Origin of the sequence: Streptomyces flaveolus, from assembly GCF_044765825.1 — a bacterium.
Classification (GTDB): domain Bacteria; phylum Actinomycetota; class Actinomycetes; order Streptomycetales; family Streptomycetaceae; genus Streptomyces; species Streptomyces flaveolus.
This window is the reverse complement of record NZ_JBIWKU010000003.1, coordinates 494,431-511,702: the sequence shown is the minus strand read 5'-3', so window position 1 is coordinate 511,702 and position 17,272 is coordinate 494,431. Positions and strand designations below refer to the sequence as shown.

Below are 17,272 nucleotides of genomic sequence, written 5' to 3'. Positions count from 1 at the left end.
GGGGGGGGTCGGGGGGGGGCGTCGGGGGGGCGGGGGGGGGCGGGGGGGGGTGGGGGGGGGGGGGGGGCCGCGCTTGGGGGGGGGGGGGGGGGGGGGCCGTGCCGGGGGGTGTCCGTCCTCGGAACGGCGCGGAATCGGTCCCTTCCCAGCAGGCGGGGCGTCGACGCGCCAACCGCTGCGGGCGGACACCCCCCGGCACGTCCCCTTCCCGCCGTACGCGTCTGCCGGCCGTCGCCACGTCGCCCTCCGCTCCGCTGCGGGCAGTCGTGCCTCCCCAGTGCCTGAACGGCCTGGGAGGTACCCCCGGGGGCGGCACGGGTGGGCGGTGGGGTTCCCCCCGCTCATGGGGTCCCCCCCACCCCGCGAGCGGAGCCGAGCGTGGGGGAGAAGCCGAGTGGGAGAGGCACCCCGGCAGCGCCGGGCTGCGCGACCCACCCCGGCCCGCAGCCGCGCCGGGTGCGCGGGAACTCCGGGTCACCTGACCCACCCGCGCGTCCGGCTACAGCCGGCCCAGCACCTGCGTCAGCAGCGCACCCATCCGCGTCGCGGAGTCGCGGCCCGCCTGGAGGACCTCCTCGTGGTTGAGGGGCTCGCCCGTCATGCCCGCCGCCAGGTTGGTCACCAGCGAGATGCCCAGCACCTCCGCGCCGGCCTCGCGGGCGGCGATCGCCTCGAGGACCGTCGACATGCCCACCAGGTCGGCCCCGATGACGCGCGCCATGCGGATCTCCGCCGGCGTCTCGTAGTGCGGGCCGGGGAACTGGGCGTAGACGCCCTCCTCCAGCGTGGGGTCGACCTCCTTGCACAGCGCGCGCAGGCGCGGGGAGTACAGGTCGGTGAGGTCGACGAAGTTCGCGCCGACGATGGGGGAGGTGGCGGTGAGGTTGATGTGGTCGCTGATCAGGACCGGCTGGCCCGGGCGCATGCCCTCGCGCAGGCCGCCGCAGCCGTTGGTCAGGATGATCGTCTTGGCGCCGGCGGCGACGGCCGTGCGGACGCCGTGGGAGACGGCGGCGACGCCGTGACCCTCGTAGTAGTGGGTGCGGCCCAGGAAGACCAGCGCGCGCTTGTCGCCGATGGAGTACGAGCGGACCTTGCCGCCGTGACCCTCCACTGCGGGCTTGGGGAAGCCCGGCAGGTCGGTGACCTGGAGATCGGCCTCGGGGTCGCCCAGGGCGTCCACGGCCGGTGCCCAGCCGGAGCCCATCACGAGGGCTACGTCGTGGGTCTCGGCGCCGGTGAGTTCGCGCAGGCGGGCCGCGGCGGCGTCGGCGGCGGCGTAGGGGTCGCCCTGGATGTCGTCCGGAAGAAGAGATGCGTTCACGCCGATGAGGGTAGCCGGTTTACGCCTACGCGCGTAGATGACGGAGCTCACGGGATTGCGATTGTTGTTTTGTTGTTTCTGACGAGGGCGCCGCTCAGCAGGGGCGCTTGCGGAGTTCCATGACGTAGTCGTGGGGCGCGCCCGCCGATTCCGCCGCGTCGGCCACCTCGCCCAGGTAGCGGGCCGAGGGCAGGCCGCCCTCGTAGGCGTTCAGGACGTATGTCCAGGCGCCCTCCTCGCCGTCCAGGGTGTGGACGCGGACGCGCATCCGGCGGTATATGTCCATGCCCACGCCCTCCCAGCGGTCGAGCGAGTCCTCGTCCATCGGGGCGACGTCGTAGAGGGCCACGAAGACCTGGGAGACCGGGTCCTCCACCAGGGTCGCGAGCGCGCCCTCCCAGCCCATGTGCTCGCCCCCGAACGTCAGCCGCCACCCGTTCAGCCAGCCGGTGGCGCGCAGCGGCGAGTGCGGGGCGCGGCGGGTCATCAACCGCGCGTCGAGGTTGCCGGCGTATGCGGCGTAGAGCGACATGGGGAGAGCGTACGGCAGGCGTCCCGGGCGTCGCTCTTGCAACAGACGTGCCCCCGGGCGGTCCCACTTCGAGCGGTGCGGGACAATGGAGTACGTGACTCGGATCGTGATCATCGGTGGCGGACCCGGCGGATACGAAGCGGCCCTGGTGGCCGCGCAGCTCGGCGCGGAGGTGACCGTCGTCGACTGCGACGGCCTGGGCGGGGCGTCGGTGCTGACCGACTGCGTGCCGTCCAAGACTCTGATCGCCACGGCCGAGGTGATGACCACCTTCGACTCGTCGTACGAGGAGCTGGGGATCATCGTCGCCGACGACACCCCGCCGATGGAGCAGGCCGCCCGGGTGGTGGGGGTCGATCTGGGCAAGGTCAACCGGCGCGTGAAGCGGCTCGCGCTGGCGCAGTCCCACGACATCACCGCCTCCGTGACCCGCGCCGGTGCGCGGGTGATGCGCGGGCGCGGGCGGCTGGAGGGCATGCAGGCCCTCGACGGGTCGCGCAAGGTCGTGGTCCGTGCCGCCGACGGGACCGAGGAGACGCTGACCGCGGACGCGGTGCTGATCGCGACCGGCGGGCACCCGCGTGAGCTGCCCGACGCGCGGCCCGACGGTGAGCGCATCCTGAACTGGACCCAGGTCTACGACCTGGAGGAACTGCCGGAAGAGCTCATCGTCGTCGGCTCCGGTGTGACCGGTGCCGAGTTCGCCGGTGCCTACCAGGCGCTGGGGTCCAAGGTGACGCTCGTGTCCTCGCGGGACCGGGTGCTGCCCGGCGAGGACCCGGACGCCGCCGCCGTCCTGGAGGACGTGTTCCGGCGGCGCGGCATGAACGTCATGGCGCGGTCGCGGGCCCAGTCCGCCAAGCGGGTGGGCGACCGGGTCGAGGTGACGCTGGCCGACGGGCGTGTCATCACCGGGTCGCACTGCCTGATGGCCGTCGGCGCCATCCCCAACACCGAGGGCATGGGCCTGGAGGAGGCCGGGGTCAAGCTCAAGGACTCCGGGCACATCCGCACCGACCGGGTCTCGCGGACCTCGGCTCCGGGCGTGTACGCCGCCGGTGACGTCACCGGCGTGTTCGCCCTCGCCTCGGTGGCGGCGATGCAGGGACGCATCGCCATGTACCACTTCCTCGGCGACGCGGTCACCCCGCTGAACCTCAAGACCGTCTCCGCCAACGTCTTCACCGACCCCGAGATCGCCACGGTCGGGTACTCGCAGTCCGACGTCGACTCCGGCAAGATCGACGCCCGTGTGGTGAAGCTGCCGCTGCTGCGCAACCCGCGCGCCAAGATGCAGGGCATCCGGGACGGCTTCGTCAAGATCTTCTGCCGGCCCGGCACCGAGATCGTCGTAGGCGGCGTGGTCGTGGCGCCGCGTGCCTCCGAACTCATCCATCCCATCTCGATCGCGGTCGACAACAACCTGACCGTCGAACAGATCGCGAACGCCTTCACCGTGTACCCCTCCCTGTCGGGGTCGATCGCCGAGGTGGCGCGACAGCTCCACACCCGGAAGGCCAACGGGGAGGGCTAGGGCAGACAGGCCCTAGGGCCTGTCGTTCGGATCAGGCCGGCCGAGAGGGACTGCGCCCCTCAGCCAACGGCGGCCGGATCCGACTCCCCCTCGGTCACGGGGAGTTGTGGGGCTTGCGGGCGGCATAGTCGCGCGTATACCACTCCCGTCCCTGCCGTGCGAACAACTTCTGTTATTCGGCGCATACTGCTGAAAGCAGACGGTCGTTGGGGTTACTGTCAGTTTCGTGTTCGCTGCAGAACGTCGCCAATTGATCCTCGAAATGGTGCGAGCGAACGGGGCCGTGTCGCTCCGTGAGCTCGCCCGCGTCGTCCAGACCTCCGAAGTGACCGTACGGCGGGACGTGCGCGCACTGGAGGCAGAAGGACTCCTCGACCGCCGGCACGGCGGTGCGGTACTGCCGGGCGGGTTCACGCGAGAATCCGGCTTTCCGCAGAAGTCCCATCTCGCGACCGCCGAGAAAACGGCCATCGCCGACCTCGCCGCGGGTTTCGTCGAAGAGGGCGAGGCCATCGTGGTGGGGGCGGGGACCACCACCCAGGAGCTGGCGCGCCGGCTCGCGCGGGTGCCCGGGCTGACCGTCGTCACCAACTCGCTGCTGGTGGCCCAGGCCCTCGCCCACGCCAACCGCGTCGAGGTCGTGATGACCGGCGGCACCCTGCGGGGGTCCAACTATGCCCTGGTCGGCAGCGGTGCCGAGCAGTCCCTCCAGGGGCTGCGGGTGTCCAAGGCCTTCCTGTCCGGGAGCGGTCTGACGGCGGAGCGGGGCCTGTCCACGTCCAACATGCTGTCGGCGTCCGTCGACCGCGCGCTGGTGCAGGCCGCCGCCGAGGTCGTCGTCCTCGCGGACCACTCCAAGCTGGGCACGGACACCATGTTCCAGACCGTGCCGACGGACCTCATCACCCGCCTGGTGACCGACGAGCCGCCCGGTCACGACGACCGTGCGGCCACCGAGCTCCAGGCCCTGGCCGACCAGGGCGTGCACATCGCCGTGGCCGGGGCGTCGGGGGGTGCGAGCGGCGCGGGAAACCCCCAGGCCGCCGGGGCTGACACCGTCCCGGCACGTCAGCAGCGCCGGGACGTGCCGCTGCCCGGGCCGCGCCGTCAGGTCCCCGGCGCGGGGGCGGCGCTGCGGACGGCCACGGCACTCGGTGAGCCGGGCGCCGGGACCGAACGGGCCCGGGTCGCGGATCTGCGCCGGCGCTGAGGCACGGTCCGTCGCGTCCCCGTGAACGGCGGGGCGCCCGGCGGACCGTGTGAGGTGGTCCGCCGGGCGCCCCGGTCGTGCCGCTGTCGTGCGGGTGTCAGTCCTTGATCTCGCAGATCGCGGCGCCGGAGGTGATGGATGCGCCGACTTCGGCGCCCAGGCCCTTGATGGTGCCGGACTTGTGGGCGTTGAGGGGCTGTTCCATCTTCATGGCCTCCAGGACGACGATCAGGTCGCCTTCCTGGACTTCCTGGCCCTCCTCCACCGCGATCTTCACGATGGTCCCCTGCATGGGGGAGGCGAGGGTGTCGCCGGAGGCCGCGGGGCCGGACTTCTTGGCCGCGCGGCGCTTGGGCTTGGCGCCGGCCGCCAGGCCGGTGCGGGCCAGGGACATGCCCAGCGACGAGGGGAGGGAGACCTCCAGGCGCTTGCCGCCGACCTCGACGACGACCGTCTCGCGGCCCGCGTCCTCGTCGGCCTCGGTGTCGGCGGGCGAGGCGAACGGCTTGATCTCGTTGACGAACTCGGTCTCGATCCAGCGGGTGTGGACCGTGAACGGGTCGCCGGAGCCGGTCAGCTCGGGGGCGAAGGCGGGGTCACGCACGACCGCGCGGTGGAAGGGGATGGCGGTGGCCATGCCTTCGACCTGGAACTCCTCCAGCGCGCGGGCGGCGCGCTGCAGGGCTTCCTTGCGGGTGCGGCCGGTGACGATCAGCTTGGCCAGCAGGGAGTCCCAGGCCGGGCCGATGACGCTGCCGGACTCGACGCCGGCGTCGAGGCGGACGCCGGGGCCGGTGGGCGGGGCGAAGGTGGTGACGGTGCCGGGGGCGGGCAGGAAGCCCCGGCCCGGGTCCTCGCCGTTGATGCGGAACTCGAAGGAGTGGCCGCGCAGCACGGGGTCGCCGTAGCCGAGTTCCTCGCCGTCGGCGATGCGGAACATCTCGCGGACCAGGTCGATGCCGGCGACCTCCTCGGTGACCGGGTGCTCCACCTGCAGGCGGGTGTTGACCTCCAGGAAGGAGATCGTGCCGTCCATGCCGACGAGGAACTCGACGGTGCCGGCGCCGACGTAGCCGGCCTCCTTCAGGATCGCCTTGGAGGACGAATACAGCTCCTCCATCTGGGCGTCGGACAGGAAGGGGGCGGGGGCCTCCTCCACCAGTTTCTGGTGCCGGCGCTGCAGGGAGCAGTCACGGGTGGAGACGACGACCACGTTGCCGTGCTGGTCGGCCAGGCACTGGGTCTCCACGTGGCGGGGCTTGTCGAGGTAGCGCTCGACGAAGCACTCGCCGCGGCCGAACGCGGCCACCGCCTCCCGCACGGCCGAGTCGTACAGCTCGGGCACCTCTTCGAGGGTGCGGGCGACCTTCAGGCCGCGTCCGCCGCCGCCGAAGGCCGCCTTGATGGCGATGGGCAGGCCGTGTTCCTTCGCGAAGGCCACGACCTCCTCCGCACCCGAGACGGGGTCCGGGGTGCCGGCGACCAGCGGGGCGCCGGCGCGCTGGGCGATGTGCCGGGCGGCGACCTTGTCACCCAGGTCGCGGATGGCCTGCGGGGGCGGGCCGATCCAGATCAGACCGGCGTCCAGGACGGCCTGCGCGAACTCGGCGTTCTCCGAGAGGAAGCCGTAGCCGGGATGGATGGCGTCCGCGCCCGACTCGCTCGCGGCCTTCAGTACCTTGGCGATGTCCAGGTAGCTGGTGGCGGGGGTGTCACCACCCAGGGCGAACGCCTCATCAGCGGCGCGGACATGCAGAGCGTCCCGGTCCGGGTCCGCGTAGACGGCCACGCTCGCGATCCCGGCGTCCCGGCAGGCCCGGGCCACGCGGACAGCGATTTCGCCACGGTTGGCGATGAGCACCTTGCGCACGATTGAGGCTCCCTCCTTGAAACAAGCCGAGTTTAGGGACTGCCGACACGGCACTTCGACCCGTCCCCAATGGTGAGCTTGCCCACACGGAGCGTGATTCGAGGCTCGCTCGACCGCGAAATCCCTTGCAGTACCGCGATACGCAGGACTCCTCGGGCAAACCCTAGCCCTCTCATGTGGCCAAGGTCTCTGTAAGAGCGTGCTGCGGGCCACTCCGTTTCTTTGTGGAGTCCCTACGAATGGCCCAATGATTCTTTGCTCGCGGCAGACCCCTTGTCCCGAGGTTTACCCGTTAGTAGCGTTCAGGTCGTCTCGAACGTACTTGGGGTAACAGCTGTCCTGTGCGGCAGCGGTCGAAAGTGGGTGGGGACCGGTGACGGTGCGCAGGCCGGTGGCGTGGATCGTGGCGGTCGTCCTCTTCGCGGAGGCGCTCGGCGTCGCCGCGCTGAACTGGTTCCTGGGGATCGTCGTCGACCGGCAGGACATGTCCCTGGCCGGCCTCGACCCGGACACCATGTCCGTGTCCTCGAAGATCGGCGGCGTTGTCTTCGGTCTCTACTTCGCGCTCTGCGGGCTGGTCGCCCTGCTCGTGGCGCTGCGCGACCGTCCTCCCGCCGGTGTGGGCCGCGTCCTGCTGATCAGCGCGGCCGTGGTGCACGGGCTGCTCGGCGCCTTCACCTGGGGCCTGGTGGGCTGGAGCGCCTTCCTGTTCATGCTCCTGGTGCTCGGCCTCATCGTGCTGCTGCTGATGACCTACGACGGCCGGGAGGAACCGGCCGCCGGGCCGGCCGAGGACGGCAAGGGCGACGGCGGCTCCCCGGTCAGCCCTCCGCCGGCGCCCACAGCTCCGTGATGCCGACCCCGAGCTGGGCCAGCAGGCGCCGGACGAGGGGCAGGCTGATGCCGATCACGTTGCCGTGGTCGCCCTCGATGCCGTCGATGAACGGCGCCGAGCGGCCGTCCAGGGTGAAGGCCCCGGCGACGTACAGCGGCTCGCCCGAGGCGACGTAGGCGGCGATCTCCTCGTCGGTCGGCTCGCCGAAGCGGACGACGGTGGAGGCGGTGGCCGAGACGTGGCGGTTGGCAGCGGTGTCCCAGACGCAGTGGCCGGTCTGCAGCGTGCCGGCCCGCCCGCGCATCGCCTTCCAGCGGGCGGTGGCCTCCTCTGCGTCGGCGGGCTTGCCGAGGGCCTGCCCGTCCAGGTCGAGCACCGAGTCGCAGCCGATCACCAGGGCGCCGTGCACCTCGGGCTTCGCGGCCACCACGGAGGCCTTGGCCTCGGCGAGGGCGAGGGCCAGCTCGGCGGGGGTGGGGGCGGTCACGGCGTCCTCGTCGACGCCGCTCACGAGCACCTCCGGATCGAGCCCGGCCTGACGCAGCAGCCCGAGCCGGGCGGGGGACTGGGAGGCGAGGACGAGTCGGCGGCGCGGCTGCTGGTCTGTCATGCGGCCAGCGTAGCGGCGGAGCCCGGGCGGGCTACTTGAGACCGGTCACGATCATCGCGAGCACCATGGCCAGCGCCAGGAACACGCCCAGCCGCCGCAGCATGACCTGCATGTCGCGCAGTTCCTCGGGCGGCTCGTTCTCAGGATCGGACCACAGCATTCCACCAGCGTGCGGCTGAGCGGCGGAGGGGCGCCTGAGTACGCGTACTCAAGAAGGGGCGCGGGGTTCCACTTCCGGTGTGCCCACGCGGCGCAGCCGCGGACGGGCACAGCCCCGCGCCCCTGGGGGCGTTTTCCTCAGCCGGGCCAGTACGTCCGGCCCCAGGACGCCGGACCCGGCTGGGGCAGCCGGTGTGCCGCGATCCGGGACGGGTCGGACCATGAGTCCCGCGGGCCCGGTGCGCCGGACGGCTCGGGCTGGGCCGTCGCGGCGCGGGCTCGGACCACCGCCAGGGCGGCGGCGAGCTCCTCGGGGGTCGGGTTGCCCCGTACGACCTTGATCGTCACAGCGGCTCCTTAGAGGGGGATGTTGCCGTGCTTCTTCGGGGGCAGGGATTCCCGCTTCGTACGCAGCTGACGCAGGCCGCGGACGATGTGGCGGCGGGTGTCGGACGGCATGATCACCGCGTCGACGTAGCCGCGCTCGGCCGCTGTGTAGGGGTTGAGGAGGGTGTCCTCGTACTCCTGGATCAGCCGGGCCCGCACCGCCTCGACGTCCTCGCCGCCCGCCTCCGCCTCGGCGAGGGTGCGGCGGTGCAGGATGTTGACGGCGCCCTGGGCGCCCATGACGGCGATCTGGGCGGTGGGCCAGGCCAGGTTGAGGTCGGCGCCCAGGTGCTTGGAGCCCATGACGTCGTAGGCGCCGCCGAAGGCCTTGCGGGTGATGACCGTGATCAGCGGGACGGTGGCCTCGGCGTAGGCGAAGATCAGTTTGGCGCCGCGGCGGATGATGCCGTCGTGCTCCTGGTCCACGCCGGGCAGGAAGCCGGGGACGTCCACGAAGGTGATGACGGGCACGTTGAAGGCGTCGCAGGTGCGCACGAAGCGGGCGGCCTTCTCGGACGCGGTGATGTCCAGGCAGCCGGCGAACTGCATCGGCTGGTTGGCGACGACGCCGACGGGGCGGCCCTCCACGCGGCCGAAGCCGGTGAGGATGTTCGGCGCGAACAGCGGCTGGGTCTCGAAGAACTCGGCGTCGTCGAGGACGTGCTCGATGACCGTGTGCATGTCGTAGGGCTGGTTCGCCGAGTCCGGGACGATCACGTCCAGCTCGCGGTCCTCGTCGGTGGCGGTGAGGTCCGCCTCCTCGGGGAAGGCGGGGGGCTCGGAGAGGTTGTTGGACGGCAGGTACGACAGCAGCTGCTTGACGTACTCGAAGGCGTCCTTCTCGTCGCCGGCCATGTGGTGCGCGACGCCGGAGGTGGAGTTGTGGGTGCGGGCGCCGCCCAGCTCCTCGAAGCCGACGTCCTCGCCGGTGACGGTCTTGATGACGTCGGGGCCGGTGATGAACATGTGCGAGGTCTGGTCGACCATGACCGTGAAGTCGGTGATGGCGGGGGAGTAGACCGCGCCGCCCGCGCAGGGGCCGACGACCAGGCTGATCTGCGGGATCACTCCGGAGGCGTGGGTGTTGCGGCGGAAGATCTCGCCGTAGGCACCGAGGGAGGCCACGCCTTCCTGGATGCGGGCGCCGCCGGAGTCGTTGATGCCGATGACCGGGCAGCCGGTCTTCAGCGCGAAGTCCATGACCTTGACGATCTTCTGGCCGTAGACCTCGCCGAGGGCTCCGCCGAAGACGGTGAAGTCCTGGGAGAACACCGCGACCGGGCGGCCGTCGACGGTGCCGTAGCCGGTGACGACGCCGTCACCGTAGGGGCGGTTCTTGTCCAGGCTGAAGTTGGTGGACCGGTGCTGGGCGAACTCGTCCAGCTCGACGAAGGAACCCTCGTCGAGGAGGAGGTCGATGCGTTCACGCGCCGTCAGTTTGCCCTTGGCGTGCTGCTTCTCGACGGCGCGTTCCGAACCGGCGTGCGTAGCCTCCTGGATACGGCGCTGGAGATCCGCGAGCTTGCCCGCGGTCGTGTGGATGTCAGGCTGCTGCTCTTCCGGCTCGGACATCGGGATGCGGCTCCCTGCCTGCTCAAAAGGGGGGACGGTTACTCATCCGTAGAGTAGTAGGGGGTCCTCCGATCGGCAGTGCGGTGTTTCCCACACCTAGTGTGGGTTGCATGACACCCCGAGATGCCTCCGACCCCTCCCACAGCCGCTGGTCCGACCTGGAGCGGCCGCCCCTCAACATCACGGCACTGCGCCGGGGGCTGGTGCGGGAGGGAGGGCTGTGGCGGCAGGTGGACGTGGTGCAGCGCACCGGGTCCACCAACTCCGATCTGGTGGCGCTCGCCGCCGAGGGGAAGGCGGACGAGGGCGCCGTACTCGTCGCCGAGGAGCAGACGGCCGCGCGGGGGCGTCTCGACCGGCAGTGGACGGCACCGGCCCGTTCCGGTCTCTTCTTCTCCGTGCTGCTGCGGCCCACGGAGGTGCCGGTGGCCCGCTGGGGCTGGCTGCCGCTGCTCACCGGCGTCGCGGTGGCGACCGGGCTGGCCCGGGCGGCGGGGGTGGACACGGCCCTGAAGTGGCCCAACGACCTGCTCGTCACGGTGGGCGGCGAGGAGCGCAAGGCCGGGGGGATCCTGGCGGAGCGGGCCGGTGACGGTGTGGTCATCGGTGTCGGCATCAACGTCACGCTGCGGGCTCAGGAGCTTCCCGTCCCGCGCGCGGGGTCGCTGGCGCTGGCCGGGGCGGTGAGCACGGACCGTGATCCGCTGCTGCGGGGGGTGCTGCGGGCGCTGGAGGACTGGTACGGGCGGTGGCGGTCGGCCGGGGGCGACCCGGCGGTGAGCGGACTCCAGGAGGCGTACGCGGCGGGGTGCGCGACGCTCGGGCGGGTGGTGCGGGCGGAGCTGCCGGGGGATCGGTCGCTGGTGGGGGAGGCGGTGGCCGTGGACGGGGACGGGCGGTTGGTGCTGGCCACGGAGGCGGGGGTGCAGGAGCCGGTGGGGGCGGGGGACATCGTGCACTTGCGGTTGGCGTGAGGGTGCGCTCGCCGTGGGCCTGAGGTGGACCGGGCCGGGACTCGGGGCGGATGCGCTGCCCGGCGTCGCCGGGCGCCACCCCCGGCGCCCACAGGCACGGGGGAGGTACGACTGCCCGCAGGGTGCGCCTTCGCGCCCGGGCTGCTCGGGAGTGAGCTGGGGCACACCTGACGTAAAGTTGGGGCCGGTCGAACCTGACCGCGGCAGATCGGAAGGGCAGCAGGCGTGACCGTCGACGACACGGGCTCCGGCGCGGACGGGGACGGCCGGGTGGACCCCGAGCCCGACCCGGATTCCGTCGATTCCGGCGAGGACCCGCTCGCGCTGCGCCTCGAGGGACTCATCCTGGGCGCCGAGCGTCGCTACACCCCCTTCCAGGCCGCCCGCAGCGCGGGCGTCTCCATGGAACTGGCCTCCCGTTTCTGGCGGGCCATGGGCTTCGCCGACATAGGCCAGGCCAAGGCGCTCACCGAGGCCGACGTCCTGGCCCTGCGCCGCCTGGCCGGTCTGGTGGAGGCGGGGCTGCTCAGCGAGGCCATGGCCGTGCAGGTGGCCCGGTCCACCGGGCAGACCACCGCCCGGTTGGCCGAGTGGCAGATCGATTCCTTCCTGGAGGGCCTGACCGAGCCGCCGGAGCCGGGGATGACCCGCACCGAGGTGACGTATCCGCTGATCGAGCTGCTGCTGCCGGAGCTGGAGGAGTTCCTCGTCTACGTCTGGCGCCGTCAGCTCGCCGCCGCGACCGGCCGGGTCGTGCAGGCCGGTGACGACGAGGAGATGGTGGACCGGCGCCTCGCGGTCGGCTTCGCCGATCTGGTCGGCTTCACGCGGCTGACCCGACGGATGGAGGAGGAGGAGCTCGGCGAGCTCGTCGAGGCCTTCGAGACCACCGCCGCCGACCTGGTGGCCGCCCGCGGTGGGCGCCTGATCAAGACCCTCGGCGACGAGGTGCTGTACGCCGCCGACGACGCGGGCACCGCAGCAGAGATCGCGCTGCGCCTCATCGAGACGATGGCGAACGACGAGACCATGCCGGAGCTGCGCGTCGGCCTCGCCTTCGGCACGGTGACCACCCGTATGGGCGATGTCTTCGGTACGACCGTGAACCTGGCGTCCCGGCTCACCTCGATAGCCCCCAAGGACGCCGTGCTCATCGATTCCGCCTTCGCCGAGGAGCTGATCCGCACCGGGGACGCCCCGTCCTCCGAGGCGGAGGCGGCCGAGGAGGCCGCCGCGGCGGAGAAGGAGGGCGAGGAGCCCCCGGCGTACCGCTTCGCGCTCCAGCCGATGTGGCAGCGGCCGGTGCGTGGTCTCGGCGTCGTCGAGCCGTGGCTGCTCACCCGGCGGGGCGAGGGCGGGGAGTAGACGGCCGGGAGCGGACGCGGCGGGTGTCAGCCGTCGCCGTCCAGCAGGTCCACGCACAGCCCGAGCAGCGGCACGCACAGTCCGCCCGGAGGCTCCGGTCGCGGGGCGGGCGTCGTGCGGCCCGGTGCGGGCGTGGGCGTGGGGCGCGGCGCGGGAGTGCCGGCGTCCGGCGGCTGCGGGGGCTGCGGCTCGGCGGGCGTCGGATCACCCGCGCCGGTGCCCGGCGTCTGCGGGGTGTCCGGGACGTTCGGGCGCTGCGGGACGGTCGTGGAGCCGGCCGCCGACGGATCCGCGGCGGAAGCACCCGACGCCGGCGGGCGTGGTGTCGTGGAGCCGCTCGCGGAGGGGCCCGGTATCGGGTCGCCCGGTCGGGGGGACGCGCTCAGGCCGCCCATGACGGACGTCGCCGACGGGCTCACCCCGGGCGTGGCGCCGGTGCCCGCGGCGGAGCCGGTGCCCCGGTGCTTGTCGGCGTCCCCCGTGCCGTTCCTGCCCGTTTCCACGCGCGGTGCGGCCTCGGCGCGGTAGCCGTCGAGTGCGCCGCCCCCCGGCTCGGGGACCAGGCGTACGAGGCTCAGGGCGCCGGCCGCCAGGGCCAGCCCGCCGGCCGCGAGGACGGCCTTGCGCGGGCGTGGCCGGCGGTGACGGCCCCGGATCCGGGGAAGCCGCGGTCGCGGTGCGGTCGGCGTGTCCGTCGTCGTCATGATCCCTCCCCGGTGCGCAGGTGCCCCCGCCGCTGCGCCTGGCGAGCGACCATAGGCGCTGCGGGGTGCCGGGCCGGCGGCATCGACCGGATGTCACTCGAACGGGTGGACGGAGGTGTGGTGCCCCGGCGGCACGCGCCCGGCCTTTCCCCGCGCCCCCGCGCCTGCGATGATCGGGCCGTCCAGTTGTTAACCCGCGTTAACCGGAGGGTGTCATGAGCGAGGAGCGGTTCGGAGAGTTCGTCCTGGTGCGGCGGCACGGGGACGGGCATGTCGCGGAGCTCGCCCTCGACCGGCCGAAGGCCATGAACGCCGTCTCGACCGCGATGGCCAGGTCCATCGGCTCGGCGTGCGCGGCGCTGGGCGAGGACCGGAGCGTACGGGTGGTGGTGCTGACCTCGACGCACGAGCGGGCGTTCTGCGTCGGCGCCGACCTGAAGGAGCGCAATTCCTTCTCCGACGCCGACCTGCTGCGCCAGCGGCCGGTCACGCGGGGCGCGTACACCGCGGTGCTGGAGCTGCCGGTGCCGACGGTCGCGGCCGTGCACGGGTTCGCGCTGGGCGGCGGCTTCGAGCTGGCGCTGTCGTGCGACGTCATCGTGGCCGACCCCACGGCGGTGGTGGGCCTGCCCGAGGTGTCGGTCGGGGTGATCCCGGGCGGCGGCGGTACGCAGCTGCTGCCGCGCCGGGTGGGGGCGGCGCGCGCCGCCGAGCTGGTGTTCACGGCGCGGCGGGTGGAGGCCGCGGAGGCACGCGAGCTGGGCCTCGTCGACCAGCTCGTGGGTGAGGGGCAGGACCGCGAGGAGGCGCTCGGCCTGGCGTCCCGGATGGCCGCGAACTCGCCCGTGGGACTGCGGGCGGCCAAGCGGGCGCTGCGGCTCGGGCACGGGCTGGATCTGCGGGCCGGCCTCGAGGTCGAGGACGCGGCGTGGCGGGCGGTGGCCTTCTCCGGGGACCGGGCGGAGGGGGTCGCGGCGTTCAACGAGAAGCGGGCGCCCCGCTGGCCCGGGGAGTGACGGGCAACGGGCCCGCTCCGGTCCCCGTTCGCGTCGCCCATGTCCACTTTTGGGTAAAACGTCCCTAGCCTGGAGTGATGGGTGAGGACAGACGGCTCGCGGCCGTCGTGGCGTTGGCGCAGGGCATGGCCGCGGCGCACAGTTCCCGGGAGGCGTGGCGGGCGGCGGCCCTCGGCGCCTGCCGGGCGCTGGGCGGCAGCTTCGCGGCCCTGTCGGTGTGGGAACGCGAGCTCGGCCGGCTCCGGGTCCTGGTGAACGTGGGCGAGCGGGCCGAGGACGAGGAGGAGTTCCCCGAGGACGAGTCCTACCCCGTGCACCAGTTCGCGGAGATCACCGAGTTCCTGCACGAGCGCTGGGCCGGCGGCGGTGAGCCCGACGCCTGGGTCGAGACGGCCGCGGGACCCGCGGCGGGGAGCCCCGGGTACGTCCATCAGCGCGTCGCGGCCCTGCGCCGCCGTGGGCGCGGCTGCTGCGTGGTCGCGCCGATCGTGCTGCACGGCCGCGCCTGGGGCGAGCTGTACGTGGCCCGCCCGGTGGGCGAGGCCGTCTTCGCGCGGGGCGACGCGGACTTCGCCACCGTCCTGGCCTCGGTGGTGGCCGCCGGGATCGCGCAGACCGAGCGGCTGGAGGAGGTCCGGCGCCTCGCGTACACCGACGCGCTCACCGGGCTCGCCAACCGCAGGGCGGTCGACGCCCGTCTGGACGAGGCGGTGGAGCGGCACCGCACGGAGAATGTCGTCGTCAGCCTCGTCGTGTGCGATCTCAACGGGCTCAAGCGGGTGAACGACACCCATGGGCACGCCGTCGGCGACCGGCTCCTGGAGCGCTTCGGGTCGGTGCTGTCGCTGTGCGGTGCCATGCTGCCGGGCGCGCTCGCGGCCCGGCTCGGCGGTGACGAGTTCTGCCTGCTGGCGGTCGGGCCGTCCGCCGACGCGGTGGTCAAGGCGGCCGAGGAGCTGTGCCGCCGGGCGGCCGAGCTGGAGCTGGGCGACGGCGTGGCCTGCGGGGTCGCGTCCACCGAGGATCCGGTGGGGCCCGTTCGCTCCGCCCGCCGGCTGTTCCGGCTGGCGGACGCCGCGCAGTACCGGGCCAAGGCCGAGCGGGCCGACCGGCCGGTCGTGGCAGGCCGCGAGGGACCCGACGATCCCGTCGTACGACTGGCGGACGAGCCGCCCCGGGAGGAGAACGGGGAGCGACGGCGTTTCCGCGGGCGCCATTCGCCCTAGGCCGTGTCCGCACAGTCCCTCCTGCCTCACGATGCCCGCTCCACGACGCCCGCCCCACGACGCCTGGCACGAGCTCTCGCCGCACCGGACCCCGTACGAGGGACTGCGCCCGGCACCCCGAAGCACGCACCGGACGCCGCGGGGCCCGCCCTCCGGGCGGCGGAGGGACGGTGCGGACACGCCCCAGGGCCCGTGCGGCCGCTCCGCACCGACCGGGTAAGGGGTGCCCCCCGCGACCAGGGGTGACATCATCGAATTCACTGCGTACGCTCCTGAATATGAATATGCACACTGTGGTGGTGGGGACGTCCGGGGTCACCGCGTCCGACGTCCTCGCCGTGGCGCGGGCCGGCGCCCGGGTCGAGCTCTCCGAGGAAGCGGTGGCGGCGCTGGCGGCGGCCCGCGGCATCGTGGACGCGCTGGCCGCCAAGCCGGACCCCGTCTACGGCGTGAGCACCGGCTTCGGCGCCCTGGCGACCCGGCACATCAGCCCGGACCTGCGCGCCCAGCTGCAGCGCAACATCGTCCGTTCGCATGCCGCCGGGATGGGGCCGCGCGTCGAGCGCGAGGTCGTGCGCGCCCTGATGTTCCTGCGGCTGAAGACCGTCTGCTCCGGGCACACCGGCGTCCGCCCCGAGGTCGCGCAGACCATGGCCGACGTCCTCAACGCCGGCATCACCCCGGTCGTGCACGAGTACGGCTCCCTCGGCTGCTCCGGCGACCTCGCGCCGCTCTCCCACTGCGCCCTCACCCTCATGGGCGAGGGGGACGCCGAGGGCCCCGACGGCACCGTGCGGCCGGCCGGCGAGCTGCTCGCCGAGCACGGGATCGCCCCCGTCGAACTGCGCGAGAAGGAGGGCCTCGCCCTCCTCAACGGCACCGACGGCATGCTCGGCATGCTGGTCATGGCCCTCGCCGACCTCGACACCCTCTACAAGTCCGCCGACGTCACCGCCGCGCTGACCCTGGAGGCCCTGCTCGGCACGGACCGGGTCCTCGCCCCCGAGCTGCACGCCATCCGCCCGCACCCCGGACAGGCCGCGAGCGCCGCCAACATGGCCGCCGTGCTCCAGGGCTCCGGCCTGACCGGCCACCACCAGGACGACGCCCCCCGCGTCCAGGACGCCTACTCGGTGCGCTGCGCCCCGCAGGTCGCCGGTGCCGGGCGCGACACGATCGCCCACGCCCGCCTCGTCGCCGAGCGGGAGCTCGCCGCGGCCGTGGACAACCCCGTCGTCCTGCCCGACGGGCGTGTGGAGTCCAACGGCAACTTCCACGGCGCTCCGGTCGCCTACGTCCTGGACTTCCTCGCCGTGGCCGTCGCCGACCTCGGCTCCATCGCCGAGCGGCGCACCGACCGGCTGCTCGACAAGAACCGCAGCCACGGCCTGCCGCCGTTCCTCGCGGACGACGCCGGTGTGGACTCCGGCCTGATGATCGCCCAGTACACGCAGGCCGCCCTGGTCAGCGAGCTGAAGCGGCTCGCCGTACCGGCCTCGGCGGACTCCATCCCGTCCTCCGCCATGCAGGAGGACCACGTGTCCATGGGCTGGTCGGCGGCGCGCAAGCTGCGCACGGCCGTCGACAACCTCACCCGGGTGATCGCCGTCGAGCTGTACGCCGCCACGCGCGCGATCCAGCTCCGCGAGGGCCTCACCCCGGCCCCGGCCTCGCGGGCGGTCATCGACGCCGCGCGGGCGGCCGGTGTCGAGGGCCCCGGACCGGACCGGTTCCTGGCCCCCGACCTGGCCGCCGCGGACGCCTTCGTGCGCGCGGGGAGCCTGGTCGCGGCGGCGGAGACGGTCACCGGACCGCTGCGCTAGCCGAGCCCACGGGGGCGCGGGGGGCCGCCCCCCCGCCCCCCCCCCCCGGCGGGGGCCCCCCCCCCCCGCGGCGCCCCCCCCCCCCCCGCGGCGGCCCCCCCCCCCGGCAAAAAAAAAAAAAAAACCACATC

Annotated in this window: 16 protein-coding genes; 8 read left to right on the top strand and 8 right to left on the bottom strand. The window is 73.3% G+C overall.

What is annotated here, in order from left to right; translation table 11 throughout:
- Nucleotides 1-499: 499 nt before the first annotated feature.
- Both ACIRG6_RS11845 and ACIRG6_RS11840 read right to left on the bottom strand, forming a co-directional pair.
- Nucleotides 500-1,324, bottom strand: a complete 825-nt coding sequence (locus ACIRG6_RS11845) for a purine-nucleoside phosphorylase (RefSeq protein ID WP_318214178.1) — start codon at nt 1,322-1,324, stop codon at nt 500-502.
- A 94-nt stretch (nt 1,325-1,418) separates the two neighbouring features.
- Nucleotides 1,419-1,856: a gamma-glutamylcyclotransferase gene (locus ACIRG6_RS11840; RefSeq protein ID WP_189228975.1), complete on the bottom strand. Its 438-nt coding sequence runs from the start codon at nt 1,854-1,856 to the stop codon at nt 1,419-1,421.
- Between the two features lie 85 nt (nt 1,857-1,941).
- Here ACIRG6_RS11840 and ACIRG6_RS11835 point away from each other — a divergent pair, with 85 nt between their 5' ends.
- On the top strand, nt 1,942-3,390 hold the full coding sequence (locus ACIRG6_RS11835) for an NAD(P)H-quinone dehydrogenase (RefSeq protein WP_225631955.1): 1,449 nt from the start codon (nt 1,942-1,944) through the stop codon (nt 3,388-3,390).
- A 226-nt stretch (nt 3,391-3,616) separates the two neighbouring features.
- Entirely contained in the window at nt 3,617-4,600 is a 984-nt protein-coding gene (locus ACIRG6_RS11830; RefSeq protein WP_308299245.1) for a DeoR/GlpR family DNA-binding transcription regulator, read from the top strand.
- A 97-nt stretch (nt 4,601-4,697) separates the two neighbouring features.
- Here the strand turns inward: ACIRG6_RS11830 and ACIRG6_RS11825 are convergent, their stop codons facing one another.
- Nucleotides 4,698-6,470, bottom strand: a complete 1,773-nt coding sequence (locus tag ACIRG6_RS11825; protein ID WP_364676670.1) for an acetyl/propionyl/methylcrotonyl-CoA carboxylase subunit alpha — start codon at nt 6,468-6,470, stop codon at nt 4,698-4,700.
- 373 nt (nt 6,471-6,843) lie between these two features.
- On the opposite strand from ACIRG6_RS11825, the gene ACIRG6_RS11820 reads away from it, so the two are divergent.
- The gene (locus ACIRG6_RS11820) at nt 6,844-7,323 is read left to right on the top strand and encodes a hypothetical protein (protein WP_318214181.1); all 480 of its coding nucleotides are present in this window, start codon (nt 6,844-6,846) and stop codon (nt 7,321-7,323) included.
- Here the strand turns inward: ACIRG6_RS11820 and ACIRG6_RS11815 are convergent.
- The 4 genes from ACIRG6_RS11815 to ACIRG6_RS11800 all read right to left on the bottom strand — a co-directional run bounded on the left by ACIRG6_RS11815 (nt 7,292) and on the right by ACIRG6_RS11800 (nt 10,033).
- Nucleotides 7,292-7,915 carry a Maf family protein gene (locus ACIRG6_RS11815; RefSeq protein WP_239765614.1) on the bottom strand — a complete coding sequence of 208 codons (624 nt, stop codon included), beginning with the start codon at nt 7,913-7,915 and terminating at the stop codon, nt 7,292-7,294. The two genes, ACIRG6_RS11820 and ACIRG6_RS11815, sit on opposite strands and share 32 nt — an antisense overlap.
- Nucleotides 7,916-7,946: 31 nt before the next feature.
- The gene (mmpB, locus tag ACIRG6_RS11810) at nt 7,947-8,075 is read right to left on the bottom strand and encodes a morphogenic membrane protein MmpB (protein WP_268255154.1); all 129 of its coding nucleotides are present in this window, start codon (nt 8,073-8,075) and stop codon (nt 7,947-7,949) included.
- A gap of 137 nt (nt 8,076-8,212) precedes the next feature.
- Complete coding sequence (locus ACIRG6_RS11805; RefSeq protein ID WP_239765615.1) at nt 8,213-8,422, bottom strand: acyl-CoA carboxylase subunit epsilon; 210 nt, start codon at nt 8,420-8,422, stop codon at nt 8,213-8,215.
- A 9-nt stretch (nt 8,423-8,431) separates the two neighbouring features.
- Entirely contained in the window at nt 8,432-10,033 is a 1,602-nt protein-coding gene (locus tag ACIRG6_RS11800; protein ID WP_403322248.1) for an acyl-CoA carboxylase subunit beta, read from the bottom strand.
- A 110-nt stretch (nt 10,034-10,143) separates the two neighbouring features.
- Here ACIRG6_RS11800 and ACIRG6_RS11795 point away from each other — a divergent pair, with 110 nt between their 5' ends.
- On the top strand, nt 10,144-11,007 hold the full coding sequence (locus tag ACIRG6_RS11795) for a biotin--[acetyl-CoA-carboxylase] ligase (protein WP_318214183.1): 864 nt from the start codon (nt 10,144-10,146) through the stop codon (nt 11,005-11,007).
- A gap of 225 nt (nt 11,008-11,232) precedes the next feature.
- Nucleotides 11,233-12,372 carry an adenylate/guanylate cyclase domain-containing protein gene (locus tag ACIRG6_RS11790; RefSeq protein WP_364676676.1) on the top strand — a complete coding sequence of 380 codons (1,140 nt, stop codon included), beginning with the start codon at nt 11,233-11,235 and terminating at the stop codon, nt 12,370-12,372.
- 26 nt (nt 12,373-12,398) lie between these two features.
- Here ACIRG6_RS11790 and ACIRG6_RS11785 read toward each other — a convergent pair whose 3' ends face one another.
- Entirely contained in the window at nt 12,399-13,076 is a 678-nt protein-coding gene (locus ACIRG6_RS11785) for a hypothetical protein (protein WP_403322247.1), read from the bottom strand.
- 215 nt (nt 13,077-13,291) lie between these two features.
- Between ACIRG6_RS11785 and ACIRG6_RS11780 the strand changes: the two genes are divergently transcribed.
- The 3 genes from ACIRG6_RS11780 (at nt 13,292) to hutH (ending at nt 17,141) form a co-directional block, all read left to right on the top strand.
- Nucleotides 13,292-14,092 carry an enoyl-CoA hydratase/isomerase family protein gene (locus ACIRG6_RS11780; RefSeq protein ID WP_350714222.1) on the top strand — a complete coding sequence of 267 codons (801 nt, stop codon included), beginning with the start codon at nt 13,292-13,294 and terminating at the stop codon, nt 14,090-14,092.
- A 77-nt stretch (nt 14,093-14,169) separates the two neighbouring features.
- A complete protein-coding gene (locus ACIRG6_RS11775) occupies nt 14,170-15,318 on the top strand; it encodes a GGDEF domain-containing protein (RefSeq protein WP_364676680.1) in 1,149 nt (382 codons plus the stop codon).
- 284 nt (nt 15,319-15,602) lie between these two features.
- Nucleotides 15,603-17,141, top strand: a complete 1,539-nt coding sequence (gene hutH / locus ACIRG6_RS11770) for a histidine ammonia-lyase (RefSeq protein WP_364676206.1) — start codon at nt 15,603-15,605, stop codon at nt 17,139-17,141.
- Nucleotides 17,142-17,272: the final 131 nt, after the last annotated feature.

Coding starts and splice junctions, on each gene's coding strand:
- ACIRG6_RS11785 (WP_403322247.1), bottom strand. CDS start 13,076: ATGACGACGACGGACACGCCGACCGCACCGCGACCGCGGCTTCCCCGG.
- ACIRG6_RS11780 (WP_350714222.1), top strand. CDS start 13,292: ATGAGCGAGGAGCGGTTCGGAGAGTTCGTCCTGGTGCGGCGGCACGGG.
- mmpB (WP_268255154.1), bottom strand. CDS start 8,075: ATGCTGTGGTCCGATCCTGAGAACGAGCCGCCCGAGGAACTGCGCGAC.
- hutH (WP_364676206.1), top strand. CDS start 15,603: ATGCACACTGTGGTGGTGGGGACGTCCGGGGTCACCGCGTCCGACGTC.
- ACIRG6_RS11795 (WP_318214183.1), top strand. CDS start 10,144: ATGACACCCCGAGATGCCTCCGACCCCTCCCACAGCCGCTGGTCCGAC.
- ACIRG6_RS11775 (WP_364676680.1), top strand. CDS start 14,170: ATGGGTGAGGACAGACGGCTCGCGGCCGTCGTGGCGTTGGCGCAGGGC.
- ACIRG6_RS11800 (WP_403322248.1), bottom strand. CDS start 10,033: ATGTCCGAGCCGGAAGAGCAGCAGCCTGACATCCACACGACCGCGGGC.
- ACIRG6_RS11840 (WP_189228975.1), bottom strand. CDS start 1,856: ATGTCGCTCTACGCCGCATACGCCGGCAACCTCGACGCGCGGTTGATG.
- ACIRG6_RS11835 (WP_225631955.1), top strand. CDS start 1,942: ATGGAGTACGTGACTCGGATCGTGATCATCGGTGGCGGACCCGGCGGA.
- ACIRG6_RS11815 (WP_239765614.1), bottom strand. CDS start 7,915: ATGACAGACCAGCAGCCGCGCCGCCGACTCGTCCTCGCCTCCCAGTCC.